This window comes from Shinella lacus (assembly GCF_010994755.1).
Taxonomy (GTDB): Bacteria; Pseudomonadota; Alphaproteobacteria; order Rhizobiales; family Rhizobiaceae; genus Shinella; species Shinella lacus.
The window spans coordinates 272,323-297,088 of record NZ_WHSB02000003.1; the positions used below are offsets into that span (position 1 = coordinate 272,323).

Sequence of the window (24,766 nt, forward strand, 5' to 3'; positions counted from 1 at the left end):
TCAGGCCGCCTGTTTGCGGGCGATGAAGCCGGCTATGCGTTCGATCGTGTCGAGATTGGCCGGCACGATATCGGCATCGGCGACTGTGATGGCAAACCGCTCCTCCAGGAAGCCGACGAGTTCGAGGATGCCGGTCGAATCGATCAGGTCGTTGTCGATCAGCGACAGGTCGGCGGGCAGCGGATGGCTGGTGTCGCCGAACAGGAAATTATCCACGATGAAGGTGCGGATGGCGTCTCTGGTCTCGTCGGACATTTTTAGTGTTTCCCGATCTCTGATAGAGGTTGGTGTGAGTGCGCCTTGCCGGCGACGCGCAGCAGTTCCGTCGACAGGATGCCGATGAAGGCCACGTTGTCGCGGAACCCGCTCACCTGGCCTTTCACGACTTTTTCCTTGAGCTTGCCGACCGCCTGAACGTTGAACAGCCCGCTTTCCGCCAGCCGTTCCGGCGACAGGACGGCGTCGAGATAGGCGGGCGTCTCGGGGCTCGCGAAAACCTCGCTGTCCGGCGCCCGGTAGGGCTGTTTCGGGCGCTCGATGATGGCGGCCGGCACGAGGCCGCGCGCAGCCTGCTTGAGGATGTGCTTTTCCTTGAGGCCGTTGAGCTTGGCATCCGGCGAAAGTTTTGCGGCAAAATCGACGACCCGGTGGTCGAGGAAGGGAAAGCGGCCCTCCACCGCATTCGCCATCATCACCCGGTCACCCTGGCTGGAGAGGATATAGCCGGGCAGCAGGAAGGCCGTTTCGAGATATTGCGCCTGGTGCAGCGGATGCCAGCGGCGGAAATCGGCCGGCAGCTGCGCCGCAAGGTCGGCCGCGGCATCGTAGTCGCCGATTTCCTGCCGCAGGTCGGCAGAGAAGAACAGCTTTGCCGCGGCCGTCGAGCGGAAGCGCGGGCGATGGGAATAGAGCGGATCGTCGAGCGCCTCGGCGCCGAAGGCGAAGAAGCGCGCGAGATATTCGGGCGACTGCTGCTTGAGGCCCGGCAGATAGGGGTAGAGCCGCTGGAAAAGGCGGGGCCGCCGGGTGGAACCCGGCTGCCGCCCGCAGAAACGCCGCACCCGCGCCTCGCGGAAAAGATCGTAGCCGGCAAAGATCTCGTCCGCGCCCTCGCCGGTGAGCACCACCTTCATGCCCTGTTCGCGCACCCGCGCCGAGAGCAGCGAGAGCGGAACGGGGGCAGTGCGCAGGATCGGGCACTGGATGTGGCGCATGACATCCGGCAGATGCCGGGCGATCACCGCCGTGGTGCATTCCACGCTGTCCGACGCCACGCCGAGTGCCGCCGCCATTGTCCGCTGCCAGCCGCTTTCGTCATGCTCCGCACTGCGGAAGGTCAGCGAGAACGTCTTGAGCCCGCGCGCCACCTTCGGCGCGGCGAGGGCGGCGATCAGCGAGGAATCGAGGCCACCGGAGAGATAGGCGCCAACCGGCACATCGGCGCGCAGGCGGATGCGGGTCGCATCGTCGAGCAGTGCCCGCAACGCCTCCACCGTGCCATCCCCGCTGCCAGCGAGCGGAGCATCGTTGCGATCGGGATAGGAAAGCTGCCACCACGGCCGGATCGTGCGCCGGCCATGCTCAACGATCATCACATGGCCGGGCGGCAGTTCGTGGATGTTGCGGTAGGCGGTGCGCGGCGGGATCGGGCACCAGAGCGTGAAGATCTGGTCGAGCGCAATCGGATCGATATCGGCCGTTATGCCGGGAAGCGCCAACAGCGCGTGGATCTCGGAGGCGAAGAACAGGGTGCCGTCATGCTCCGTATAGAACAGCGGGCGCACGCCCATGCGGTCGCGGGCGAGCAGCAGCGTGCGGGTTCGCGCGTCATGCAGCGCGAAGGCGAAGTCGCCGTTGAAATCGGCAAGGCAAGCGGCGCCCTTTTCGGCATAGGCGGCGAGTAGCACCTCGGTATCCGAAGTCGTGCGGAAAAGATGGCCGCGCGCTTTCAGGTCGTCACGCAGCTCGACATAGTTGAAGATCTCGCCGTTGAAGGAGACGGCGAGCGTGTCGTCCTCGTTCACCATAGGCTGGGCGCCATCGATGAGGCCGACGATGGAAAGCCGGGTATGGGCAAGGCCGGTGTCGCCGCGGATCAGGGTGCCTTCGGCGTCCGGCCCACGGTGCCGCAACGCCGCCACCATGCGGCCGAGGCAATCCGCTGCCCGCTCGGGCGCGATGTTTCCTCCATGATATCCGGCGATCCCGCACATGGCCGCTACCCGAAACGATCGCCGATGAGGCGCGTCCAGCCTTCGCCGGCAAGGCCGTTGAGAAAGGCCCGGCCGTTCGTCATGGCGGCGAGGAGATCGGGATTGCGGGAATGCACGATGGTCGAGGAGGCATGCAGGAAGGCGCATTTCTTGCCCATCATCGCCTGCAGCAACGTGGGCTGTGTACGGCCGCGAATGGCGCAAAGGCCGCGCGCGTGGGCATTTCGCATCAGGCAGTCGATGACGATCGCTTCCTGCCCCGGCTCCGCCATGACCTGCACCGTGCGGCCGATCCCGCCGGTTTTGCCATAGTAGAGATAGAGGCCGATCGCCTTGCCGGTGCGGGTCTTCACGACATGCTGCACCCGCTCGCCGTGCAGCGCCTTGCGCGCGACATGCCGGAGCATGGTTTCCATCACCGGCTGGTCCCAGACGGGGTGCAAAGCATATTGGCGCACGAACTGTCGGCACAGGCTCGCGAATTCCTCGTCCGTCGCCGGCGCATCGACAAGCGCGTCCGCCTTGCCGGCAAGCGGCGTGTAATGGGACCAGGCCTGCTTTTCCCCGCGCCGGCAGACAATGGCGTCGGCGCCCCTTGCCAAGGGGCCGAGCAGCCGCAGAGCCGACAGGCGACCGGCGGCGGCTTCCAACGCAAAGGAGGCGGGCCTCAGGATGCGCAGCCATTCGAGGCTGTAGGGCGCGAGAATGGTCGCGCGCATGGAGCGCCACATGTCGGTGGAGACGTCGTTCGACGTTTCGGTGAAGGAAAGATCCTGCGGGCCGGAGAGCACGTCGCGCAACAGGCGCGCGCCGGCGAAGGGATCGCTGTCGCGGTCGTCGCAGGCGAAGGTGCCGCAATTGGCGGCCCGAACCCGGCGCCCCTCGAATTCCATCTCGACCGGCAGCACGCCGATAAAGCCGGAGATGCTGCCATCGGCGCGCACATGGACGCGCGAGCGGATATCCGGCTCGCCGGCGGTAAAATCGAGGAAGAGCGAACGGAGATAGGCCTTCAGGTCTTCGCTTGCCGGCTCGCCGGTCTTGCGCAGCAGGCGCTGGAACAGATCCGCGACCGCACCGACATCCCCGACCTCAAATGAACGTACGCTCGACATCGCGACCCACGTAGAACCTTTTCCCATTGCGGTGTCGGCGGACAAAACCGCCTCGATCTGCTTACGCGAGGAGCGTGAACAAACGGTCAAGACGCAACCTTGCGACTGCGGCATAACGTCAGGGCGCCAGGGACCGGCAGCCTGTCGGGTCGTCGGGTCAGAACATTTCGCACTAGAAGTTTGTAACTTGCATTTTTGATATAATAACGTATATGTATGTTACATATGGCGTTGGACGACGAAGCCGTTTTCCCGTGCGCAACCCGTGGCTATGGAGACGATCATGGCGCTGCTTCTGGGCATCGATAACGGCCTGACGGTCACCAAGGCCGTCATCTTCGAAGAGGACGGCACGCCGATCGCGGTGGCGCGCCGGCGCGTCCCGCAATCCTTCCCCGCGCCGCGCCATGTCGAGCGCGATATGGACGGGCTATGGACGGCGACAGCGGAGGCGATTCGCAAGGCGATCGACAAAAGCGGGCGGCCGGCTAGCGATATCAAGGCCGTCGCGGCGACGGCTCATGGCGACGGCCTCTACCTGCTCGACCGTGAAAAGCGGCCGCTCGGCCCCGGCATCCTTTCGCTCGACAGCCGCGCCGGCGCGATCGTCGAGGCCTGGGAAAAGGACGGCGTCGCGAAACGGGCGCTGGAACTGACCGGCCAGACCGCGCATGCTTCCGCACCCTCGGCGTTGCTGGCGCATATAAAGCAACATGAGCCGGAGCGTTACCGCGCCATCGGCCATGTTTTCAGCTGCAAGGACTGGCTGCGCTTCTGCCTCACGGACGTCGTCGGCACGGACCTGACCGAGGCGAGCACGAGTTTTCCGGATGTGCGCACGCAGGCCTATGACCTCGCCGCGCTGGAGGTCTTTGGCCTCGGCGACCTCTGGCCAGCCTTGGCGCCGGTCTCGCGGCCGGATGAGATCGTCGGCACGGTGACGCGGGCCGCGGCGGAAGCGACGGGCCTTGTCGAGGGCACGCCGGTGGCTGCGGGCCTGCATGACGTGACGGCTTCCGCACTCGGCATCGGCGGCCATGCGCCGGGCGCGCTTGCGGTCGTTGCCGGCACCTATTCTATCAATGAGCTCGTCACCGAAACGCCGATGGTCGATCCGCGCTGGTTCTGCCGCAACGGCATTCGCAAGGGCTGGTGGAATTCCATGGCGATCTCGCCCGCCTCCACGGCCAACTACGACTGGTTCCTCGACAATTTCTGCCGCGACCTCTCGGAAAAGGCCGAGCGCGAAGGAACCGACATTCACACCCTGTTGCGGCCGGAGCTTGAGCGCGCGCTGGAAAAGCCGTCGGATATCCTCTTCCATCCTTTCCTCTTCGGCTCGCCTTTCGGCAGCGGAGCGAGTGCCGGCTTCTTCGGCGTGCACGGCTGGCATGAGCGCGGCGATTTGCTGAAGGCCGTGCTGGAAGGCATCGTTTTCAACCACAAGCTCCACATTGAGGAGCTGCTCTCAGCGGTTCCGGTGAAGCGCATGCGCATCAGCGGCGGCGGCGCGAGAAGCACGGTTCTGGCGCAGATGTTTGCCGATGCGACCGGGCTCGTCGTGGACGTTTCTTCCGCAGACGAGGCCGCTGCCTGGGGTGCAGCACTTGTGGCCGGTGCCGCCGTTGGCCTCTATCCGAGCCCGGAGGAGGGGGCAGCCGCAACGACCCGCATCCTGCGCTCGCATGAGCCGGATCCGGTGCGGGGCGCTGAACTTGCCGAACGGTACAATCTCTATAGACAGCTTGCGGATGCGATGGCGCCCCAGTGGCGGGCCATCGAGGATCTCGCAAAACGGTCGGGGGAGGCCCGGGGATGAAGGCGGACACACGGCGCGAAGAGATTGCCGATTACATCATGCGGGCCGGCCAGGCGCGCATGGAGGACCTCGTCGAACATTTCGGCGTCTCGCGCATGACCATCCACCGGCATATCGATGCGCTCGCCCAGCAGGGCGTCCTGCGCAAGCTGCATGGCATGGTCACCGTCCAGCCCTCCGGCCTTTACGAAAGCACCTTCCGCTACCGCGAGACGATCGGCAAGGCGGAGAAGGAAGCGCTCGCGCGCGCCGCCATGAGCTATGTCGAGGCGGGGCAGGCGGTGATGCTCGACGATTCCTCGACGGCCTGCGCGCTCGCCGATCTGCTGCCGGAAGCCCATCCGCTCACCGTCATCACCAACAGCTACGTCTCGGCCGGCAAGCTGATCGATGCGGACGAGGTGGAACTGATCAGCCTCGGCGGCAAATATCACCGCAATTACAATGCCTATATCGGCATCACCTGCGAAAAGGCCGTGGCGAGTCTTCGGGCCAACGTCCTGTTCTGTTCGGCGTCCGCCATCGACGGCGTGACGGCCTTCATCCAGGACGCGCAGGTCACCAAGGTCAAGCAGGCGATGATGGCGTCTTCCAGCCGCAAGATCCTGCTCGTCGATTCCTCGAAATTCGGCAAGGTCGCGCTCAACGTTCTGGGCGACCTCACCGCCTTCGACGTCGTGCTGACGACGGACCGTGTTGGCGAGGACGACCGGGCGCGGCTCAAGCGGGCCGGCGTCAATCTTGAAATCGTGAAAGTGGGCAAGAGTACATGAATGCGACGGCAGCAGGCGCCTTTCCCGGCGGCATGGGCGAACGAATGGCGGCGATGGCCGCGCGTGTCGAGATCGATGTGCTGATCGTCGGCGCGGGCGTGAACGGGGCGGGCCTCTTCCGCGACCTGACGGCCCAGGGGCTCGATTGCCTGCTCGTCGAGAAGAACGACTATGCCGCCGGCACGAGCGCCGCCCCCTCCCGCCTCATCCATGGCGGCCTCAAATATCTCGAAACCGGTGAATTCCGCCTCGTCGCGCAATCGACGCTGGAGCGCAACCTGCTGCTCGCCAATGCGCCGCATTACGTTAAGCCGCTGCCCACGCTGATCCCGATCTTCTCCTGGACGAAGGGCATCGGCGCCGCCTTGCGCACCCTCTTCGGCTCGAAGAGCGCGCCGCGCAGCCGTGGCGCCCTGCTGATCAAGATCGGCCTGATGCTCTACGATTTTTATGGCGCCCGCCACCGCGTCATGCCCAAACACTCGACCGCCGGCCGCGCCGCCTCGCTCCGCGATCTGCCGGCGCTTACGCCAGATATCGTGGCGACGGGCACCTATTACGACGCGACCGTTACCCATCCAGAGCGCCTGATCCTAGAGCTCGTGCGCGACGGCCTTGCCGACAGCCCACGCTCCGCGGCGCTCAACCATGTCCGGCTGGAGCGCGCGGCGGATGGCGCGCTGATGGTGCACAGCCTCACAGGCGAGGCGGTCGCGAGCGTGCGGCCGAAAATCGTCGTCAACGCAGCCGGTCCGTGGATCGACGAGGTCAACGCCATCCTCGGCGAGCCCTCGCGCATGATCGGCGGCACCAAGGGCTCGCATATCCTGCTCGACCATCCCGATCTCCTGAAGGAGTTGAAGGGGCGGATGATCTATTTCGAGGCGGATGACGGGCGCATTTGCCTGGTGTTCGAATATCTCGGCCGCGCGCTTGCCGGTTCCACCGACATCAAGGCCGCCAATCCGGATACGGTGCGCTGCGAGGCCGACGAGGTCGACTACCTGCTCGAAAGCCTGCGCAAGCTCCTGCCAAAACTGCGTTTTACCCGCGACCAGATCGTCTATGTATACAGCGGCATCCGCCCGCTGCCGGCCTCGGACGCCAAGGACCCCGGTCTCATCACGCGTGACCATGCCACGCCGATCCTCGAACCCGCCAAAGGGCGCCCCTATCCGGTCTATTCGCTGGTCGGCGGCAAGTGGACGACCTTTCGCGGTTATGCGGAAGAGGTTGCCGACATGCTGCTCACGCGCCTGTCCAGAACGCGCAAGGTTTCCACCCGCGACCTCGCCATCGGCGGCGGACGGAACTATCCGAAGACCGATGCCGAGCGGCATTCTTGGGTCGCGAAGCCTTCGCTCGAAAGCGGCCTTCCAGAAGCCCGCATAGGCGAGTTGCTCGCGCATTATGGCACGGGTGCAAGCGCGGTTGCCGTCCATATCGCCGCGTTCGCCGGTGACGCACCACTTCCCGATGCACCGGACTACAGCACCGGCGAAGTGGACTACGTGCTGCGCACTGAACAGGTCGGCTCGCTTTCCGACCTCGTCTTCCGCCGCACGACGCTCGCCGTGACTGGCAGGCTGACGGCACGGCTGGTGGAAGCTTTGGCGGGGCAGACGGCGGAAACCTTCGGTTGGGACGTGGCCCGCCGCAACGAAGAAATCGCAGCCGTTCGCGAGCGGTTGAAGACGTTCCATGGAGTTGACCTGAAATGACCCGCAAGAGCTACGACGAGAAGATGGCGCGCATCCGCGCCGGCGCCTATCGGGCGGGCGATTTCATTCTCGTGGATGCCAAGGACGCCGACATTTCCGGTGGTATCCTGACGACGGGCCAGCGGCGTGGGCCGGAGGGCGCGATTGCCGGCAACCGCACGCGGGAGGAATTTCTGGCGGAAATGGAGACGCTCGTCGCGGAAAAGGCTGTCGATGTCATGCTCGCCTCGGCGGGCAATATCGAGCGGCTCGTCGAGCGCGGCGTTTTCGAGGGCAGTTCCGTCACGCCGGCCTTCCGCGCCAACGAGACGACCGACGTCTGGCTCAACATCCGCGGCAGCCGCTACCGCGAAACGCCGGCGCAGCCCTATCGCGGCGCCGATCTGTCCCGGGCGCGAGCCGATCTCTGCCTGTTCTCCATGACCTTCAACAATGATGCCGCCGCAGATGTCGCCATGCTGGAGGCTTACCGCACCTTCCGGGCGGATGCGCGCACTGCCGGCAAGCGGCACTTCCTTGAAGTGTTCAACCCGAATGCCAATACCGGCTTCGGCGTGACAGAGACCGGCGCCTTCGTCAGCGACTGCATCGTGCGGGCGTTGGCAAGCCTGACGCGCGCCGAACGGCCGGAATTCCTGAAAATCGTCTATAATGGTCGCCGGGCGCTCGAAGAGTTGGTCGCGCATGACGACACGGTCGTCGTCGGCGTGATGGGCGGGGCGAGCGGCACGCACCGCGATGCGCTGGAAATGGTTGCCCGCGCGCAGGCGAGCGGTGCGCGTCTCGCCATCTTCGGGCGCAAGATCAACCTGGCGGAACACCAGCTGTCGCTGACAAAATGGATGCGGGCGGTTGCCGATGGCGATGCGAAGCCGGACGAGGCAGTGCGGGGCTATCACGGCGACTTGCAGCGCCTGGGTCTCCGGCCGGACCGCGAACTCGGTGTCGACAACACGATCACCGATGCGGCCCTGCGGGAAGACGGAAACCTTTAAGCGGAGGCGGTCGGCGTTCCGGCCGCTTTGCCGGCCGTGGCTACGGGCGGCGGGACGATGCCGGCTGCCTGTTCGCAGACGTCGACATGCCGCGCGAGGGCCTGGTTCGACAGCACGGCGCTGATGGTGGTGATATCGCGCCCCTGATATTTGGGCATCTGCTGGACGGTCTTCAGTCTCTCCAGAAGTGCGAAACGGCTCATGATATCTCCTGCTCTGAATGGTGTGTGGTGGTCGGTGGAAGCCCTTTGAAGTGCTGGATCGGTAAGAGGTGACCAGAAGGGTGGGGCGGCCGTCAGGCCGCCTTCTTGCCCGCGTCGAACGGGATTTCGATGTCGACGGCAAGCGTCGAGACCTGGGCGCCGCGTTCCATCTTGATGGTGACTTTCTCGTCGTCGACCTGCATGTGCTTCGAAATCGCCTTCAGGATTTCGTCGCGCAGTTTGTTGATCAGGTCCACGTCGCCGGTCGAGGCGCGCTCATGGGCGAGCAGCACCTGCAGCCGCTCGCGCGCGGCTGGCGCCGATTGGGGGCGGGAAAAGAAACGGAACAGATTCATGCCGCTTTCCTTCCGAAGATCTTGCCGAGGAAGCTGCGCTTGTCGCCCGGAATGGTGACCGGCAAGTTTTCGCCTTTCAGCCTGCGCACTGCCTCGAAATAGGCAAGGGCCGGGGCACAACGGTTGTCGGCGAGGGTGACCGGGGCGCCGACATTGGAGGCGCGCAGCACATCCGTGCTTTCCGGGATGATGCCGAGCAGCGGGATGGAGAGGATTTCCAGCACGTCGTCGACCTTCAGCATGTCGCCGCGCTCGGCGCGGGCGGCGTCGTAGCGGGTCAGGAGCAGGTGTTTTTCCATGCGCTCGCCGTTTTCGGCCTTCAGCGTCTTGGAATCGAGCAGGCCGATGATGCGATCGGAATCGCGCACCGACGAGACTTCGGGATTGGTCACGACGATCGCCACATCCGCATGGCGCATGGCGAGCGTGGCGCCGCGTTCGATGCCGGCGGGGCTGTCGCAGATCACCCAGTCGAAGGCGTTCTTCAGGGCGGCGATGACCTTCTCGACGCCTTCCGGCGTCAGGTTGTCCTTGTCGCGGGTCTGGGACGCGGGCAGCAGGTAGAGCGTCTCGACGCGCTTGTCGCGGATCAGCGCCTGGGTCAGCTTGGCTTCGCCCTGAATGACGTTGACGAGGTCATAGACCACGCGGCGTTCGGCACCCATGACGAGGTCGAGATTGCGCAGGCCGACGTCGAAATCCACGACCACGACCTTGTCGCCACCTTGCGCCAGCGCGGCGCCGAGGGCCGCGGTCGACGTCGTCTTGCCGACGCCGCCCTTGCCCGATGTAACCACGATTACCTTGCCCATTGACCTCTCCAGTTATGTGAACACGTTTTCGGTTCAGCCGAGTGTTGCCGCCTTGATCGTCTCGCCTTCCAGCCAGATCTGTACCGCCTTGCCGCGCAGCTCCGGTTCCATGTCGTCGGCCGTCTTGTAGAAGCCGTCGATGGCGATCAGCTCCGCTTCGAGCTTGCGGCAGAAGATGCGCGCCGTGCCGTTGCCCGTCGTGCCGGCCATCACCCGGCCGCGCAGCGGGCCATAGATGTGGACCGAGCCGCCGGCGACGACTTCCGCGCCGGATGCGACCGAGCCGATGATGGTGACATCGCCTTCGGGGAAGAAGACGGACTGCCCCGAGCGCACGGGCCGGGTCACGACGATCGACGGCGTCGCCATCGGCATGGCCTGGGCCGGCGCCGCGCTGATCGGGGCTGCCACGGCAGCCTTTGCCATCGGTTCGGACGTCTCTGCCTTGTCGGTGGCGTCCGTAGCCGGGGCCTCTATATCCGCCGTCGGGCGCCCGTCGGTCATTGCGGGCGGCATGTCGGCGCCGAGCATTGAGGAGCGTGCGCCCTCGATGCCCATGACCCGCACATTGCGGGCATTGAGCTGGCTGACGAGTTCGCGAAGCTCAGCGCGGTCGATCTCCAGCCCCTCGACATCGAGCACCACCGGGCGGCGCAGGAAGAAGCCGGCGGAACGGGCAGCCAGGTCGTCGAGTCGCACCAGCCAGTCCTCGAAGGGAAGCTCCGGGGTCAAGGCGAGTGCGAGGAAGGAGCGCCCCTTGAGGCGGATCGGCCGTGGTTGAGTTAACACGTCAGTCATCTTGGTTAATTTTCGGTTGCTTTGGTGTAGCCGTGAAATGGTTAACAAACCATTAATTCGCAGGTCTAACTGGCGCGAGGCATGACGATGCGACCGTCCGTGCGGGATGGACAGCGCGGAAGTCGGTGGCTTCAGCTAATCTTTTGAAAATAAGATATTTTTTGCTTCGGATTTTTTGTCCGTAGCGCGCTCGAAACAGGCCGTCCGGCAGGGCGCAATGTCGCGATTCGAGCGGCGGCAGGGATGGCGGCACCGGGGCCGCCATCCCTGTGATTCTCTCGCCGCTGACAGGCCTCAACCCTTGGCGGCGGAGCGGTCAGATGAGGCCGTATTGCTGCGCCTTGTTGCGCAGGAAGGGCAGGCCGTTGCCCATGACCTCCTCCATGTCGCGCGCGACGGGGCGCCAGACGGCGAGGCCGTAGGCCACTTCCGCCGGCATGTTGATGAAGCTTTCCATGGCAAGCCCGCCCTTGAAGCCGATGGCGGCGAGCGCCGCGTAGATCTCGTCCCAGGGGATGTTGCCATAGCCCGGCGTGCCGCGGTCGCTTTCGGAGAGGTGGATGTATTTCAGGTGGTCGCGGGCGATGATGATGCCGTTGGCCGCACCCTTTTCCTCGATGTTCATATGGTAGGTGTCGAGATGGACGAAGACATTGTCCGCGCCGACGCGCTCCACCATGTCGACGGCCTGCTGCGCCGAGTTGATCAGGTGGTTCTCGTAGCGGTTCACCGCCTCGACGCCGAGCTCGATTCCGTATTGCTTGGCGTGTTTCGCGGCCGCCTGGAGCACGCGCGCGATATTGTCGTATTCGGCCTGCGTCGGCGGCACGCCGGTGCGCTCGCCGATGCCGCCGAAGATGACGCCGGACAGCGCCTCGGCGCTCATTTCCGCGGTCTTCTCGATGGCGACCTTGAGGTGCTCGATCGCCGCATCCGGGCGGACGGAGGCCCAGGCGCGCTCCGGCAGGCCGAGCGAGCAGACGGCGCGCAGCTTGTTCTTTTGCAGGAGGTCGCGGGTGTGCTTGGTGTCGACCGCGGGTGCGTTGAGCAGCGCGATCTCGATGAAATCCATCTTGTAGTGCACTGCGCCGGCAATCGCCTTTTCGGCGCCCGCGCGATCCCAGTTCATGGTCCACATGCTGGTATGAACGCCGAAACCTTCCATGGTCGTCTCTCCTATTTTGTAAGCTTGATGAACTTGGCCGAGGCCCAGCGCAGCACCATCACCACGATGAGCAGGATGCCCCAGACGGCGGTCGCCAGATGCTGGTTGGCGCCGAGCAGGTTCAGCCCCGAGGACAGGAGCTGCAGCACGACCAACGCCACGAAGACGGGAAGCACCCGGCCGAAACCGCCGAACGGATTGATGCCGCCGAGGAAGCAGGCGAGCACGGTGATCAAGAGGTAGGATTCGCCGTGGCCGATGCGCACCGAATTGAACCGCGCCAGCATAATGATGCCGGCAACCGCCGCGATTGCGCCCGAGAGCATGTAGACTAGCACCAGCACCTTTCGGGTGTTGATGCCGGAATAGCGGGCGGATTCGATGTTGGAGCCGATCATGTAGGTGGAGAAGCCGAGCTTGCTGCGCGACAGCAGGACATGGCACGCCAGCACGCAGGCGATCAGGATGAGCAGCGGCACGGGAATGCCGAGAAGGCTGCCGTGGCCAATCGGCGCGATGAAGCCGGGAAAGCCGGAAATGTCACCGCCGCGCGTGAGAAATTCTCCCAGGCCGCGGAGAAAAATCATCATCGAGAGCGAGACGAGGATGGGGTGGGCGCGGGTAAACGCGATCACGAGGCCCATGACGAGGCCGCTTGCGGCCCCCACGCCGAGCGCCAGGAGCGAGCCGAGCAGGAAGGCGCCGGGGCCGGCGTCGGCGCCGCCATTGGCCTGCAACACCCAGGCGAGCGTCAGGCCGGCCATGTTGGCGGTGAAGGTGATCGCGAGGTTGAGGCCGCCCGTCAGGATCGGCAGCAGCATGGCGAGCGTCAGGATGCCGAGCTCGGGAAGCTGGAAGGCGACCGAGCCGAAGGTCGCGGCGGTGAAGAATTGCGGCGAGGCGAGGCCGAAGACGATGAGCACGGCGGCAAGTGCTGCAAACGGGCCGGCCATGTCGGCACCGAAGATCGCGTTGAAGCGGGTGGCAAGCGCGTTCATCGGTCGTCTCCCTTTCTGGTGCGCATCGGCAGCAGGTTTTCCAGGCGGGCGCTCGACAGCGTAATGGCGACGAGGATGATGGCGCCGACGATCATCTTGAAGGCGAAGGGCGAGACGCCCATCAGGTTGAGGCCGTTCTGGGTAATCGAGACCAGCAGCACGCCGAGCACGCAGCCGAGCACCGTGCCCTTGCCGCCGCCAAGCCGCGCGCCGCCGAGCACGACGGCGGCGAGCACGTCGAGTTCGCGGCCATAGAGCGCGTTGGGCACGACCTCCTGCGCGTAATGCGCCTGCATGAGCCCGGCAATGCCCGCCATCATGCCGAGCCAGCCGAAGGCGATGAACTGCATGGCGCCGATATTGATGCCGAAGCGGCGCGCGCCCTCCGGATTGTCGCCGAAGGCGTAGAGCTGGCGGCCGGTCGTCGTGCGGGTGATGAAGAGCCAGGTAACGGCGACGCAGACGGCCATGACGACGACGGGCAGCGTGATTTCCGCCCAGCTGCCATCCGCCATCTCGCGCTCGTAGACGATGACGCGTGTCGTCAGCCAGTCCGGCAGGTTGTAGATCGACACGCCGCGCGTGAAGAACATCAGCAGGCCGAAATAGACGTTGAAGGTCGCGATCGTGGCGACGATCGAGATGATGCGGAAGCGGAGGATGAGGAAGGCGTTGATGAGCCCGAGCCCGATGCCGGCGCTTCCCGCGATGAGAAGGCCGGAGACCCAGCCGCCCCCGCCGATGCGCTCCAGCAGGAGCGCCGTCACATATTGCACGACGGACGCGGCGACGGCGAAGGAGATGTCGATGCCGCCGGCGATGAGCACCACGAGCAGGCCGACGGCGAAGATGATGTTGACGGCGCTGATGTTGAGCAGGTCGAAGGCATTGCCGAGGGTGAAGAAACGCTCGGTCGCGAAGGACAGCACGATACTGATCGCGATGATGACGGCGAAAAGCACGGCTTCGGTGGTGTGGGCGGCGACGAGTTTACGCATAGACGGCCGCCTCGATGTCCTTGAGCGTCGTCGCGCGCGGATCGTGCCAGCCGGCCATGCGGCCCTTTTCCATGTGGAGGACCCGGTCGGCGTTGAAATAGACCTCCGGCACTTCGTCCGAGATCAGGATGATCGCGAGCCCGGCTTCGGCGAGCCGCGCGACGATCTCGAAAATCCCGGCGCGCGCGCCGACATCGACGCCGACCGTCGGCGAATCGAGGATCAGCACCTTCGGATCGGTCGCAAGCCATTTGGCGATCGCCACGCGCTGCTGGTTGCCGCCCGATAGCGTCGAGATCGCATCTTCCTGCTGGCCGATCTTGACGCCGAGATCGGCGATCCAGCGCGAAACGAGCGCGCGCTTCTTGGTTGGCGAAATCAGCCTGCCGCTGAGAATGCGGTTGAGCGAGGCCATGACGAGGTTGTCGGCGATCGACTGCGGCTGGTTGAGGCCGAGGGCCAGGCGATCCTCCGAGAGATAGGCGACGCCCGCGGCGATCGCCTGCCGGTTGGAGGCAAAACGCACCGCCTTGCCCTCCAGCGTGATCGTGCCGGCGGCCGGCTGGCGCATGCCGAAGAGCGTCAGAGCAAGCTCGGTGCGGCCCGAGCCGAGAAGGCCGGTAATGCCGAGCGTTTCGCCGCGGCGCAGCTCGAAGGAAATGTCGCGGAATTCGCCCGGCCGGGAGAGGCCCTGCACGGACAGCACGACGGGGTTTCGGGAAATGTCATGGGCGCGCACGGACTGGTCGAAGGTGCGGCCCGTCATCAGTTCGGTGATCCGCGATTGCGTCATGCCCTCGACCGGATAGACGCCGACCAGCGCGCCATCCCGCAGCACGGTGAGGCGCGAGGAGATTTCCAGCACTTCCGCAAGGCGGTGGCTGACGAAGACGACGGCGACGCCGGAGGCCGAAAGCGTGTGTACGATGGCGAGCAGGTGATCGGTTTCCGACTGGGTCAGCGACGCCGTCGGCTCGTCCATGAAGACGATGCGCGCCTCGCCGACCAACGCGCGGGCGATCGCCACGATCTGGCGCTGCGCGATGGCAAAATCCTTGAGCGGCCGGTCGACGTCGAGCGTTACGCCGAGCCGGGCGAGCGCATCCTCGGCTATTTTACGGATCGCCGGATAACGGACGAAGCGCGGGCGCGCGCCGGAGAGCGTCTGGAAGGCGATGTTTTCCGCGACGGTCATTTCGGGAAACAGCGCGAGGTCCTGCCAGATCACCTGGATGCCGAGCGATTGCGCGATACCCGGCGTCATCGACGAAACGGCCGCGCCGTCGAACACGATCTCGGCGCCGGCCGCCGGCCGGTAGACGCCGGTAATGACCTTGATCAGCGTGCTCTTGCCAGAGCCGTTCTCGCCGGCGAGGCAATGGACTTCGCCCGGCATGACCTCGAAGGAGACGTTCTTCAGCGCCCGAACCCCGCCGAAGGTCATGTTGATGTTGCGAAGCGAAAGGATCGGTCGGGCGTCTTCGCCTGGGGCCGTTGTCATGTCCATGCCTGCTGCCTGTTCCGTCGAGCACCGTCAGGGGCGGAAGCCGCGCTTTTGCCGAGTGTCGGGCCGGCAGGAATAACCGGCCCGACGCCCCGGGAGGGAGCCTCTTGTCAGAGGCCCATGGCGGCCAGGTCGTCGACCGTGTCCTTATTGATGGGCAGAAGCTGGTCGACGATGATGTCGTTGCCGACCGGCTTGATCACGCCGAGGCCCGGAATGTCGTCGCCTTCCTTGACGCTTTCGCCCTTGATGAGGCGGTCGGCAAGCGTGACGAAGACCTCGCCGGCCTGTTTCGGATTCCACATGAAGCCGCCGGAAATGGCGTCCGACTTGATGAGCTTCTGGCCCTGGCCGGGCGAGAACGGGCCGAGCACGAAGATCTCGCCGGTCTTGCGGCGTTCCTCGACAGCGCGGCCGGCGCCGATCGGGCCCTGGCTACCGAAGGCGAGGAAGCCCTTGAGGTTCGGGTGCGCCGCGATCAGGTCGAGTGCGGTGGAACGGCTCTTGTCGACGTCTTCGGCCACGCCGTAGCGCTCGCCGACCAGCGTCATCTCGGGATAGTTGGCCTTGATATAGGCGATGGCCGCATCCGCCCAGGCATTGTGCAGCGGCACGGTCAGCGAGCCGACGAAGACGGCATATTCGCCCTTGCCGCCCGTCTTTTCGGCGAGCAGCTTGCCATGGGCCTCGCCGAAGCCGGTGGACGAGGCAAGCTCGAAGTTCCAGTCGGCGCCCTTCTGCGAGGGCGATTCATGGGTGATGACCTTGATGCCGGCGGCCTGCGCCTTGGTGAGCACGGGCTCCAGCACCTTGGCGTCGTTCGGCACCACGCCGATGACTTTGACTCCCTGGGCGATCAGGTCCTCGATGGCGCGCACCTGGAGCGCCGGGTCGGCGCTGGTCGGGCCGACCATGAAGGCGTCGACGCCGAGTTTCTGGCCCTGTTCCTTGATGCCGGCCTCCATCGCGTTGAACCACGGAATGCCGCCGATCTTGACGACGACGCCGATTTTCGGCGTGTCCTGCGCGAGCGCGGCCACCGCGCCGGCAAGCGAGAGCGATGCGGCAAAAGCCGCCACGATAAGCTTCCTCATGTCCACTCCTCCTCAATGGTCGCGTCTGCGAACGAATACGACCGGCCGGCTTTGCGGCAGGTTGTTTCTGGTTTCTCCACGGCGAGGGAACTCCCTTGCCTCCCGTCCCGCCTCCTCCGGCGAACCATCTTGCACAATCGATCTTTCTTTTTTGCACAATCGATGGTGCAATGAATATCCGTCAGGCTAGGACTTTCGTCAAGGGGGATTTGTTCCTAAGGGAATGAGGATAGAAGAGGCAGACATGACAGACACCGGAAAGAAGAAGGCGACGATCTACGATCTCTCGGTTCTCTCGGGCAGCTCACCTTCCACCGTCAGCGCGGTTCTCAACGGAAGCTGGCGAAAGCGGCGCATCAAGGAGGCGACCGCGACGCTCATCCAAGGGCTTGCCGTCGACCACGGCTATACCGCGAACCTTCAGGCGCGCGGCCTCCGCTCCTCCCGCTCCGGCCTCGTCGGCCTGCTTCTGCCGGTCTATGACAACCGCTATTTCTCCTCGATGGCGCAGTCCTTCGAGGCGGAGGTGAGGAGCCGCGGCCAGTGCCCGGTCGTGGTCAGCGCCTGCCGCGATCCGGAAGAAGAGCGTCAGGTGGTCGAGACGCTGATCTCCTATTCGATCGACGAACTGTTCATCGCCGGCGCGACCGATCCGGACGGCGTGCACGACGTCTGCGAGAAGGCGGGGCTGCGCCACGTCAACATCGACCTGCCCGGCACCAAGGCGCCGTCCGTCATCAGCGATAACTACGGTGGCGCGCGCATGCTGACGCAGGCGATCATCGAGCGGGCACTGGCGGACGGCCCGGTGCCGCCGGAGGAGATCTACCTGTTCGGCGGCCGCGACGACCATGCCAGCCGCGAGCGTATCCGCGGTTTTCGCGACGTGAAGCGCGCGATGCTGGGCGGCGATCCCGATGCCTGCATCCGGCCGACCGGCTATTCACCTGGCATGACGGCGCGCGCCTTCGAGGCGTTCTATGCCGATCACGGCAAGCTGCCGCGCGGCTTCTTCGTCAATTCCTCGATCAACCTGGAAGGCCTGATGCGTTTTCTCGCGCAGCACCCGCACGAGACCTTCGCCGATATCGTCGTCGGTTGCTACGACTACGATCCGTTCGGGTCTTTCCTGCCGTTCCCGGTCTTCATGATCCGGCAGGACAGCGAGGCGATGATCACCAAGGGGTTTGAAATCCTCGGCACCAGCCGCGCGCCGGCGGTCACCCATCTGGTGCCGCCGATGCTCGTGCCGCCGCGCACCGCGCTGACCGGCCCGCTCGATGCCCTCAAGGACATCGAGTAGGCGAGCCGGCCTCGGATTTCGAGATGATCTCGACTTGCGGCTACACCCCGCCACCCTGCGGCAGCGCGTTGAGCTGCGCCGAGGTCATCGCGGCAAGCTGGCCGGGCGTAAAGGCGCTCGCCTGTTCGGTGCCTAGTCCGGCGAGCGTTGCCGTGCTCAATCCCGAAATGGCGTTCGAGCTCAGCGCGAGGATGTGCTCGGGCGTGAAGGAACCGAGGTCGTCCGCACCCAAGGCCGCCGCCTGCGTTGCCGTCAGCGCGCCGACCTGCGCGGTCGAGAGCGCGCCGATCTGCTGGGCGCTCAAGGCCGACATCTGCCCGTAGGTGAGAGCGGCAACCTGCCCGGTCGAAAGGGCGGTGATCGCATCGCTGGAAAGCGAGCCGATGGCCGCCGTGGACAGGCCCTTGATCGCGGCTGCGCTGATGGCGGACAGCTCGGCGGTCGAGATGGTCTGCATCTGCGCGGTGGTGAGGCCGCCGATACCCGGCACGGCGAGCGCACCGATCTGGGCGAGCGAGAAGGCCTCGACCTGGTCCGTGCTGAGCGCTGCGACCTGGGCGCTGCTGAGACCGCCGACCTGGGCCGTCGTCAGCGCCGCGATCTCGGCTTCGGTGAGCGTCGCGAGATAGCTCGCCGGCACCCCCTTGATGGCATCGGCGCCGATCGCCGCCAGCTTGGCCGGCGTGAAAGTGTCGAGCGCCTGTGTCGACAGGCCCGCAAGCGCAGCCGAGCCGAGCCATCCGATCTGGCCGGCGGACAGCGCCTCGACCTGTTCCAGGCTCATTCCGGCGGCCTGCGGCCCGGTGAGGCCGGCGATCCCGCCGGCGCTCAGCGCAGCAACCTGCCCCGGGGTCAGCGCCACGATGTCTTCCACGTCGAGGGCTGCCACCTGCTTGGAGCCGAGGGCCGCGAGCTGCTGGTTGGTGAGCGCGCTCACCTGGCTGGAGCTGAGAGCCGCGACCTGGGCCGTGGTGAGCCCGCCGATGCCGGTTGCACTCAGCGCCGCGATCTGGCTGGCCGAGAAGCCGGCGAGCACGGCCGGCGACAGGCCGGTGATGGCGGAGGCGCCGATCGCCGCCATGTCGGCGGTCGAAAACAGCGCGATATCGCCCGCATCCAGCGCCGCGATCTGCCGCGAGCTGAGAGCTGCAACCTGCGCGCTGGTCAACGCCTCGACCTGATCGGAGGTCAGCGCCGCCATCTGGTCGCTCGACAGGCCCGATATGCCCGTGGGGCTGAAAGCGGCGATCTGGCCGGTGGTGAGCGAGGCGAGCATGGCCGTCGTCAGGCCGGCAATGGCGCGCGAATTGATCGCGGCGAGGTCGCCCGGCGAGAACAGCTCCAGATCGTCCGCGCCGAAGGCGGCGATCTGCGTCGAGCTCAGCGCGGCGATCTGCGTGCTGGTCAGTGCCTCGGCCTGAAGGGTCGAGAGGGCCGCGATCTGGGTGGTGCTGAGCGCGGCGATGCCGGCGGTGCTGAGCGCGGCGATCTGCGCCGGTGACAGGACGGAAAGGTCGTTCGTTCCGAGCGCGCCCACCTGCGTGAAGCCGAAGGCGGCGAGCTGCGCCGTCGTCAATGCCTCAAGCTGGAAGGTGTTGAGCGCGTCGATCTGCACGCTGGTGAGGCCGGCGGCATTCAGCGCGGCGATCTGGCCGGTGGCGAGGGCGGCGATCGTCGCTGTCGACAGGCCCGCGACCGCGCTGGAGGAGATGGCGGCGATCTCGCCGGCCGTGAAGGTCTCCATCCGGTCCGGCGCGAAGGCGGCGATCTGCGTGGAGCTCAACGCGGCGACCTGGGCGCTGGTCAGCGCCTCGGCCTGGAGGGTCGAGAGCGTGGCGATCTGGGTCGAGGTCAGGCCGGCGATACCGGCGGGGCTGAGTGCCGCGATCTGCGTCGGCGACAGGGCGGCGATGTCTTCCGTGTCGAGTGCCGCGATCTGCTTGGAGCCGAGGGCGGCGAGCTGCGCCGTGGTGAGCGCGCCGATCTGCTCGCTGGTGAGGGCCGTGATCTGGCTGCTCGTCATGCCGGAAAGGCCGGCCGGGCCAAGCGCGGCGATCTGGCCCGTCGTCAGGGACGCGAGCATGGCCGTCGACAGGCCTGCCATGGCGCCCGAGCTGATGGCGGCCATGTCCGCGACGGAGAACGTGTCGAGGTCGTCCATGCCGAGCGCTGCGATCTGGCGCGAGGTGAGGGCTGCGACCTGCGTGCTGGTGAGGGCTTCGGCCTGGGCGGTGCTGAGCGCTGCGATCTGCTCGGTCGACATGCCGGCAATGGCAGCGGTGCTGAGTGCCGCAAGCTGGGCGGTGGACAGGGCTGCGATATATTCCGTGCCGAGCGATGCGATCTGGCGTGCGTCGAGCGCCTTGACCTGCGCGGGTGTCAGCGCATCGAGCTGCTGGCTGGTGAAGGCGGCGATCTGGCGCGGCGCCATGCCGCCGATGGCGGCCGTGCTGAGCGCCGCGACCTGCGCCGTGGAAAGGCCGGCGATCGTTTCGCTCGAAAGCCCCGTGATGGCGCCGGCACCGATGGCGGCGATCTCGCGGGTGGAGAAGGTGGCGATCTCGTCCGTCGCGAAGGCCGCAAGCTGGACGGCGCTCATCGCGCCGATCTGCGTGCTGGTCAGCGCCTCGGCCTGGGCGACGTTAAGAGCTGCGACCTGCCTCGCGGCCATGCCGCTGATGCCGGCCGCACTCAATGCTGCGACCTGGGCGGCCGAAAGCGAGGCGATCGTGTCGGTGGAGAGGCCAGAAATTGCCGACGAGCCGATGGCGGCAATGTCCTGCGTCGAGAAGGTGGCGATGTCGTCCGGACCGAAGGCGGCGAGCTGGGTGGCGCTCAGCGCGGCGATCTGGGCGCTGCCCAGCGCCTGTGCCTGCGCCGTGTTCAGTGCTTCGAGCTGCTGCACGCTCATCGCGCCGATGGCGGCGGTGCTGAGCGCCGCGATCTGCGCCGTCGTCAGCGAGGCGATCATCGCCGCCGACAGGCCCTTGATGGCGTTGGAGCTGATTGCCGCGATCTCCTTCGTGGTGAAGGTCGCGATGTCGTCGGTGCCGAGTTCCTTGATCTGCTCGGAGGTCAGCGTGCCGATCTGCGCGCTGTTGAGCGCTTCGGCCTGGGCGGTGGTGAGCACGGCAAGCTGCTGGGAGTTGAAGCCCGCAATGCTGCCGGCATTGAGCGCGCCGATCTGCGCCGTCGAGAGCACCGCCACCTTGTCCGTTCCCAGCGCCGCGATCTGCGACGAGTTGAGGGCCGCCATCTGCTTGGTGGTGAAGTTGGCGATCTGCGCCGTGTTGAGCGCGGCGATCTGGCTGGACGTCAGGCCGGAAACGCCGAGCGCGCTCAGCGCCCCGAGCTGTGCCGAAGAAAGCGCGGCGAGGTCTGTGCTGCTCAGCGCCGCGACCTGTCCGCTATTGAGGGCAGCGATATGCGCGGTCGTCAGCGCCGCGATCTGGCCGGAAGACAGCGCGGCCACCTGATCGGAGGCCAGACCGCTGATGGCGCCGGCGTTCAGGAATTCGATCTGCGCGGGGGAAAGCGCCGTGATGTCCTCCGCAAGCGCCTTCACCTGGGCTGCCGTCAAAGCCTTCACCTGGCCGCTGGAAAGCTGGCTGACCTGCTGCGAGGTGAGAGCCTCGACCTGGCCGGTCGTCATGCCGGCGACCGCGTTGGTGCTCAAGGCGGCGAGCTGGCTTGCCGAAAGGGCTGCGACGGTCAGCGTGCTGAGGCCGGCGATGGCGCGGTAGCTGAGCGCCGCGATCTGGGCGGTGGACAGCGCTTGGATGTCTTCCGCTTCGAGGGCTGCGACCTGCGCGGAGCCGAGGCCGGCGATCTGCGCGGTCGAGAACGCCGCGATCTGCGAAGACGACAGGGCTTCGATCTGCGACGCCGTCATGCCGGACAGCGCGTTGCGATCGAGCGCCGCGATCTGCGCGGTCGACAGTCCGGCGACCAGGCTCGCCTCCAGGCCGGCAATGGCCTTGGTACTGATCGCCGCGATATCCGCGGTGGAGAAGGTCGCGATGTCGGCGGAATCGAGTGCGGCGAGCTGCGTGGAGCTGAGCGCCTTGACCTGAAGCGCCGTCAACGCCTCGACCTGCGCGGTGCTCAGCGCATCGAGCTGTGCCGTGGTAAGGCCGGTGATGACGGCGGTGCTGAGCGAGGCGATCTGCAGCGTGCTGAGCGCCGCGAAGAAGTCGTCGCCCATGCTGGCGATCTGGCCCGGCGCGAGGCCGGCGATCTGGGTCGGCGACAGCGCGGCGATCTGGGCACTCGTCAGTTCCCCGAAGGCGGCCGAGTTGATGCCCTGCATGGCCTTGGTGTTGATCGCCGCCATGTCGGCGGTGGAGAAGGTCGCGATGCCGTCCGCACCGAGTGCCGTGATCTGCTTGGCGCTCAGCACGCGCACCTGCGTCGGCGTGAAGGCCTCGATCTGGTCGGGCGAAAGCGCTGCGAGCTGCGTGGCCGTGAGGCTGGCGATGACGGCGGTGCCGAGGGCGGCGATCTGTTCCGTCGTCAGCCCGGCGATGGCGTCGCTCTTGAGGCCGGTGATGGCCTTGCTGTTGATCGCGGCGAACTGGGCGGGCGTCAGCGCGGCCAGCGCATCGCTGTCGAGGGCGGAGAGCTGCGAGGCATTGAGCGCGCTGATTTGGCCCGGCGACAGTGCCTGGACCTGCTCGATGGTGAGGGCGCGCGACTGCGCCACCGTGAGGCCGGTGAGCGCGCCGCTGTTCATCGCGGCGATCTGGTCGGTTGTCAGCTCCGCCAGCGCATCCGTGCTGATGCCCGAAATCCCGCGATTGGTGAGCGCCGCCATGTCGGCGGTGGAGAAGGTGGCAAGCGCCTCCGGCGTCAGCGCCGCGAGCTGGAGGGCGTTGAGCGCCCGGACCTGGGTCGGCGACAGTGCTTCGACCTGGTCGGTATCAAAGGCAGCGAGTTGCGCCGGCTTGAGGGCTGCGATCTGCGCGGTGGTGAGGGCCGCGATCTGGGCGGTGGTGAGGTTGGCGAGCGCGTCGCTGCCAAGGCCGCTCAGCGCATTGTTCTGGATCGCGGCGATGTCGGCGGCCGAGAACTCTTCCAGCGCATCGAGCGTGAACGCGCCAAGCTGGAGCGCGCTCAGCGCCTTGACCTGCGAGGGCGTCAGGGCTGCGGCCTGGGAGAAGCTGAGCTCCGCGATCTGCTGGGTGGTGAGGCCGGGAATGGCCTTGGCGCTGATGGCGGCGATATGGGCGGGCGACAGGCCGGCAATGGTGGCGGTGCTGAGGCCCGCGATGGCGCTTGCCGAAAGGGCGGCGATATCCGCCGTCGAGAAGGTCGCGATGTCGATGTCGTCGAGCGCGGAGAGCTGCGCGGCGGTAAGCGCCTTAACCTGGGTTGGCGAGAGGGCTTCGACCTGCTCGGTTGCGAAGGCATCGATCTGGTCGGTGGTGAGGCCGGAAATGGCCTTGCTATTGATGGCGGCGATCTGTGTGGTGGTGAACGAGGTCACGCCCTCCGCGCCGAATGCCGCGATCTGCTTTCCGTCGAGCGTATTGATCTGGGCGCCGGTCAGTGCCGCGATCTGGTCTGCCCTGAGGCCGGCGATCGCGGCGGAGCCGAGACCCTTGATCGCCTTGTCGTTGATGGCGGCGATGGCGCCGCTCGACAGCGCCGCGACGTCGTCGGAGGAGAGGGCGGCGATCTGCGTGGCGTTCATCGCGCGCACCTGCGCCGGCGACAGGACCTCGACCTGTTCGGTGGTGAAGGCTGCGACCTGCGCGGCCGTCAGGGCTTGGATGACGGTCGGGTTCAGCGCTGCGACCTGCTCGGTCGTGAGCCCGGCGATCGCCGCGGTGGTGATGCCCGAGAGCGCCCGGTTGGAGATCGCGGCAATATCCTGCACCGAGAAGGTGGCAAGGCCGTCCGCGCCCATGGCGCCGAGCTGCAAGGCGTTGAAGGCGCGGACCTGTGCGGGCGAGAACGCCTCGATCTGGTCGACGTCCAGAGCGTTGATCTGCGTGGAGGTGAGGCCGGTGACCGCGCTGGTGCTCAGCGCCGGGATCTGCGTGCTGGAGAAGGCGGCGACGGCCGCCGTGCTGAGCGCCGCGATCTGTGCGGGCTTGAGGAGGGCGACCTGCGCGGTGGTGAGTTCGCGGATCTGGTCGGGCGTCAGCGCGCTTGCCTGCGCCGTCGTCAGGCCGGCAAGTGCCAGCGGGCTCAGCGCGCCGATCTGCGCGTCGGAAAGGGCGGCGATGGTGGCGGCGCTCAGGCCCTGCACGGCCTTGTAGCTGATCGCGGCCATGTCCTCGGTCGAGAAGGTCTTGATGTCGTCCGGGCCAAGCGCCTGGAGCTGGGCGGCGCTCAGCATGCGCACCTGCGCGGCCGTCAGCGCCTCCGCCTGGTCCTCCGTGAGCGCGCCCATCTGCCGCGTGGTGAGCGCGCCGATCTGCGACGGCGTCAGGCTTTCCACGTCGGCCTTGCTCAGCATGCCGAGCTGGTCGAGCGTCAGGCCGATGATCGCGCTCTGCGAAATGGCGCTGAGCTGGCGAGAGCTGAGGACATCAATGTCCTCGTTCTCCAGCGCGGCGATCTGTGCGGAGGAAAAGGCGCCGAGCTGGCCCGTCGAGAGCGATGCCACGTCCTCCGTCGACCAGCCCTTGATCGTCGTTGCCGAGAGCTGCTTGATCTGGGCGATGCTGTAGGAGGAAACGGTCGACGGCATGAGCAAATTCCTGGAAAAATGAAGACGAAAGAACTGTAAATCCGCGTTCTGGCAGATTGCCTGATACAGCGAGGAGCTTGCCTGAGCCTGAAGTTCGGAATCGTCGCCGCAGGCGCCTTGGGGCACCGCGTTTAAGCCCCGCAAAGGACGCTCCGCCGTGGGCTGGCGGATCAAGGAAATCAGCAGTGTGAGCGTGGTCGTT

18 protein-coding genes are annotated in these 24,766 nt (G+C 66.2%); 5 read left to right on the forward strand and 13 right to left on the reverse strand.

The window, feature by feature from the left end; all coding sequences use genetic code 11:
- The 3 genes from GB927_RS09385 to GB927_RS09395 are packed head-to-tail and all read right to left on the reverse strand — an operon-like array spanning window position 1 to window position 3,328.
- Window positions 1–255, reverse strand: coding sequence for an acyl carrier protein (locus tag GB927_RS09385; RefSeq protein WP_256116472.1), 255 nt, complete (start codon window positions 253–255; stop codon window positions 1–3).
- A 2-nt stretch (window positions 256–257) separates the two neighbouring features.
- A complete protein-coding gene (gene asnB / locus GB927_RS09390; protein ID WP_256116473.1) occupies window positions 258–2,213 on the reverse strand; it encodes an asparagine synthase (glutamine-hydrolyzing) in 1,956 nt (651 codons plus the stop codon).
- Between the two features lie 5 nt (window positions 2,214–2,218).
- Window positions 2,219–3,328, reverse strand: coding sequence for a hypothetical protein (locus GB927_RS09395; RefSeq protein ID WP_256116474.1), 1,110 nt, complete (start codon window positions 3,326–3,328; stop codon window positions 2,219–2,221).
- A 283-nt stretch (window positions 3,329–3,611) separates the two neighbouring features.
- Here GB927_RS09395 and GB927_RS09400 point away from each other — a divergent pair, with 283 nt between their 5' ends.
- From GB927_RS09400 to GB927_RS09415, 4 genes are read left to right on the forward strand one after another with little or no spacing between them, the layout of a single operon-like run.
- The gene (locus GB927_RS09400) at window positions 3,612–5,147 is read left to right on the forward strand and encodes an FGGY-family carbohydrate kinase (protein WP_256116475.1); all 1,536 of its coding nucleotides are present in this window, start codon (window positions 3,612–3,614) and stop codon (window positions 5,145–5,147) included.
- A complete protein-coding gene (locus GB927_RS09405) occupies window positions 5,144–5,920 on the forward strand; it encodes a DeoR/GlpR family DNA-binding transcription regulator (protein WP_256116476.1) in 777 nt (258 codons plus the stop codon). Before GB927_RS09400 ends, GB927_RS09405 begins: the two co-directional genes overlap by 4 nt.
- Window positions 5,921–5,952: 32 nt before the next feature.
- Window positions 5,953–7,641 (forward strand): glycerol-3-phosphate dehydrogenase/oxidase, encoded by a 1,689-nt coding sequence (locus GB927_RS09410; RefSeq protein WP_256116981.1) that lies wholly within the window; start codon window positions 5,953–5,955, stop codon window positions 7,639–7,641.
- On the forward strand, window positions 7,638–8,636 hold the full coding sequence (locus tag GB927_RS09415; RefSeq protein ID WP_256116477.1) for a hypothetical protein: 999 nt from the start codon (window positions 7,638–7,640) through the stop codon (window positions 8,634–8,636). The genes GB927_RS09410 and GB927_RS09415 overlap by 4 nt, the downstream gene beginning before the upstream one ends.
- Here GB927_RS09415 and GB927_RS09420 read toward each other — a convergent pair.
- From GB927_RS09420 to GB927_RS09460, 9 genes are all read right to left on the reverse strand, one after another.
- On the reverse strand, window positions 8,633–8,839 hold the full coding sequence (locus GB927_RS09420; RefSeq protein ID WP_256116478.1) for a hypothetical protein: 207 nt from the start codon (window positions 8,837–8,839) through the stop codon (window positions 8,633–8,635). The genes GB927_RS09415 and GB927_RS09420 overlap by 4 nt on opposite strands.
- Window positions 8,840–8,931: 92 nt before the next feature.
- Complete coding sequence (minE, locus tag GB927_RS09425; RefSeq protein ID WP_256116479.1) at window positions 8,932–9,195, reverse strand: cell division topological specificity factor MinE; 264 nt, start codon at window positions 9,193–9,195, stop codon at window positions 8,932–8,934.
- Window positions 9,192–10,007: a septum site-determining protein MinD gene (gene minD, locus GB927_RS09430; protein WP_256116480.1), complete on the reverse strand. Its 816-nt coding sequence runs from the start codon at window positions 10,005–10,007 to the stop codon at window positions 9,192–9,194. Before minD ends, minE begins: the two co-directional genes overlap by 4 nt.
- Window positions 10,008–10,040: 33 nt before the next feature.
- On the reverse strand, window positions 10,041–10,805 hold the full coding sequence (gene minC, locus GB927_RS09435) for a septum site-determining protein MinC (protein ID WP_256116481.1): 765 nt from the start codon (window positions 10,803–10,805) through the stop codon (window positions 10,041–10,043).
- Between the two features lie 316 nt (window positions 10,806–11,121).
- A complete protein-coding gene (locus tag GB927_RS09440; protein WP_256116482.1) occupies window positions 11,122–11,970 on the reverse strand; it encodes a sugar phosphate isomerase/epimerase family protein in 849 nt (282 codons plus the stop codon).
- Between the two features lie 11 nt (window positions 11,971–11,981).
- On the reverse strand, window positions 11,982–12,968 hold the full coding sequence (locus GB927_RS09445; RefSeq protein WP_256116483.1) for an ABC transporter permease: 987 nt from the start codon (window positions 12,966–12,968) through the stop codon (window positions 11,982–11,984).
- Entirely contained in the window at window positions 12,965–13,966 is a 1,002-nt protein-coding gene (locus tag GB927_RS09450) for an ABC transporter permease (RefSeq protein WP_256116484.1), read from the reverse strand. The genes GB927_RS09445 and GB927_RS09450 overlap by 4 nt, the downstream gene beginning before the upstream one ends.
- Window positions 13,959–15,467 carry a sugar ABC transporter ATP-binding protein gene (locus GB927_RS09455; protein ID WP_256116485.1) on the reverse strand — a complete coding sequence of 503 codons (1,509 nt, stop codon included), beginning with the start codon at window positions 15,465–15,467 and terminating at the stop codon, window positions 13,959–13,961. The genes GB927_RS09450 and GB927_RS09455 overlap by 8 nt, the downstream gene beginning before the upstream one ends.
- A 113-nt stretch (window positions 15,468–15,580) precedes the next feature.
- A complete protein-coding gene (locus GB927_RS09460) occupies window positions 15,581–16,564 on the reverse strand; it encodes a substrate-binding domain-containing protein (RefSeq protein WP_256116487.1) in 984 nt (327 codons plus the stop codon).
- A 244-nt stretch (window positions 16,565–16,808) separates the two neighbouring features.
- Here GB927_RS09460 and GB927_RS09465 point away from each other — a divergent pair, with 244 nt between their 5' ends.
- Window positions 16,809–17,867 carry a LacI family DNA-binding transcriptional regulator gene (locus GB927_RS09465; RefSeq protein WP_256116488.1) on the forward strand — a complete coding sequence of 353 codons (1,059 nt, stop codon included), beginning with the start codon at window positions 16,809–16,811 and terminating at the stop codon, window positions 17,865–17,867.
- Window positions 17,868–17,907: 40 nt separating this feature from the next.
- On the opposite strand, the gene GB927_RS09470 is transcribed toward GB927_RS09465, so the two are convergent.
- The gene (locus GB927_RS09470; RefSeq protein ID WP_256116490.1) at window positions 17,908–24,564 is read right to left on the reverse strand and encodes a beta strand repeat-containing protein; all 6,657 of its coding nucleotides are present in this window, start codon (window positions 24,562–24,564) and stop codon (window positions 17,908–17,910) included.
- Window positions 24,565–24,766 lie beyond the last annotated feature (202 nt).

What these genes read in the sequence shown, in the direction of transcription:
- GB927_RS09405 (WP_256116476.1), top strand. Translation starts at nt 5,144, where the DNA reads ATGAAGGCGGACACACGGCGCGAAGAGATTGCCGATTACATCATGCGG.
- minC (WP_256116481.1), bottom strand. Translation starts at nt 10,805, where the DNA reads ATGACTGACGTGTTAACTCAACCACGGCCGATCCGCCTCAAGGGGCGC.
- GB927_RS09415 (WP_256116477.1), top strand. Translation starts at nt 7,638, where the DNA reads ATGACCCGCAAGAGCTACGACGAGAAGATGGCGCGCATCCGCGCCGGC.
- GB927_RS09395 (WP_256116474.1), bottom strand. Translation starts at nt 3,328, where the DNA reads ATGTCGAGCGTACGTTCATTTGAGGTCGGGGATGTCGGTGCGGTCGCG.
- GB927_RS09400 (WP_256116475.1), top strand. Translation starts at nt 3,612, where the DNA reads ATGGCGCTGCTTCTGGGCATCGATAACGGCCTGACGGTCACCAAGGCC.
- GB927_RS09460 (WP_256116487.1), bottom strand. Translation starts at nt 16,564, where the DNA reads ATGAGGAAGCTTATCGTGGCGGCTTTTGCCGCATCGCTCTCGCTTGCC.
- GB927_RS09385 (WP_256116472.1), bottom strand. Translation starts at nt 255, where the DNA reads ATGTCCGACGAGACCAGAGACGCCATCCGCACCTTCATCGTGGATAAT.
- asnB (WP_256116473.1), bottom strand. Translation starts at nt 2,213, where the DNA reads ATGTGCGGGATCGCCGGATATCATGGAGGAAACATCGCGCCCGAGCGG.
- GB927_RS09465 (WP_256116488.1), top strand. Translation starts at nt 16,809, where the DNA reads ATGACAGACACCGGAAAGAAGAAGGCGACGATCTACGATCTCTCGGTT.
- GB927_RS09450 (WP_256116484.1), bottom strand. Translation starts at nt 13,966, where the DNA reads ATGCGTAAACTCGTCGCCGCCCACACCACCGAAGCCGTGCTTTTCGCC.
- GB927_RS09470 (WP_256116490.1), bottom strand. Translation starts at nt 24,564, where the DNA reads ATGCCGTCGACCGTTTCCTCCTACAGCATCGCCCAGATCAAGCAGCTC.
- GB927_RS09455 (WP_256116485.1), bottom strand. Translation starts at nt 15,467, where the DNA reads ATGACAACGGCCCCAGGCGAAGACGCCCGACCGATCCTTTCGCTTCGC.
- GB927_RS09440 (WP_256116482.1), bottom strand. Translation starts at nt 11,970, where the DNA reads ATGGAAGGTTTCGGCGTTCATACCAGCATGTGGACCATGAACTGGGAT.
- GB927_RS09445 (WP_256116483.1), bottom strand. Translation starts at nt 12,968, where the DNA reads ATGAACGCGCTTGCCACCCGCTTCAACGCGATCTTCGGTGCCGACATG.
- GB927_RS09410 (WP_256116981.1), top strand. Translation starts at nt 5,953, where the DNA reads ATGGGCGAACGAATGGCGGCGATGGCCGCGCGTGTCGAGATCGATGTG.
- minE (WP_256116479.1), bottom strand. Translation starts at nt 9,195, where the DNA reads ATGAATCTGTTCCGTTTCTTTTCCCGCCCCCAATCGGCGCCAGCCGCG.
- GB927_RS09420 (WP_256116478.1), bottom strand. Translation starts at nt 8,839, where the DNA reads ATGAGCCGTTTCGCACTTCTGGAGAGACTGAAGACCGTCCAGCAGATG.
- minD (WP_256116480.1), bottom strand. Translation starts at nt 10,007, where the DNA reads ATGGGCAAGGTAATCGTGGTTACATCGGGCAAGGGCGGCGTCGGCAAG.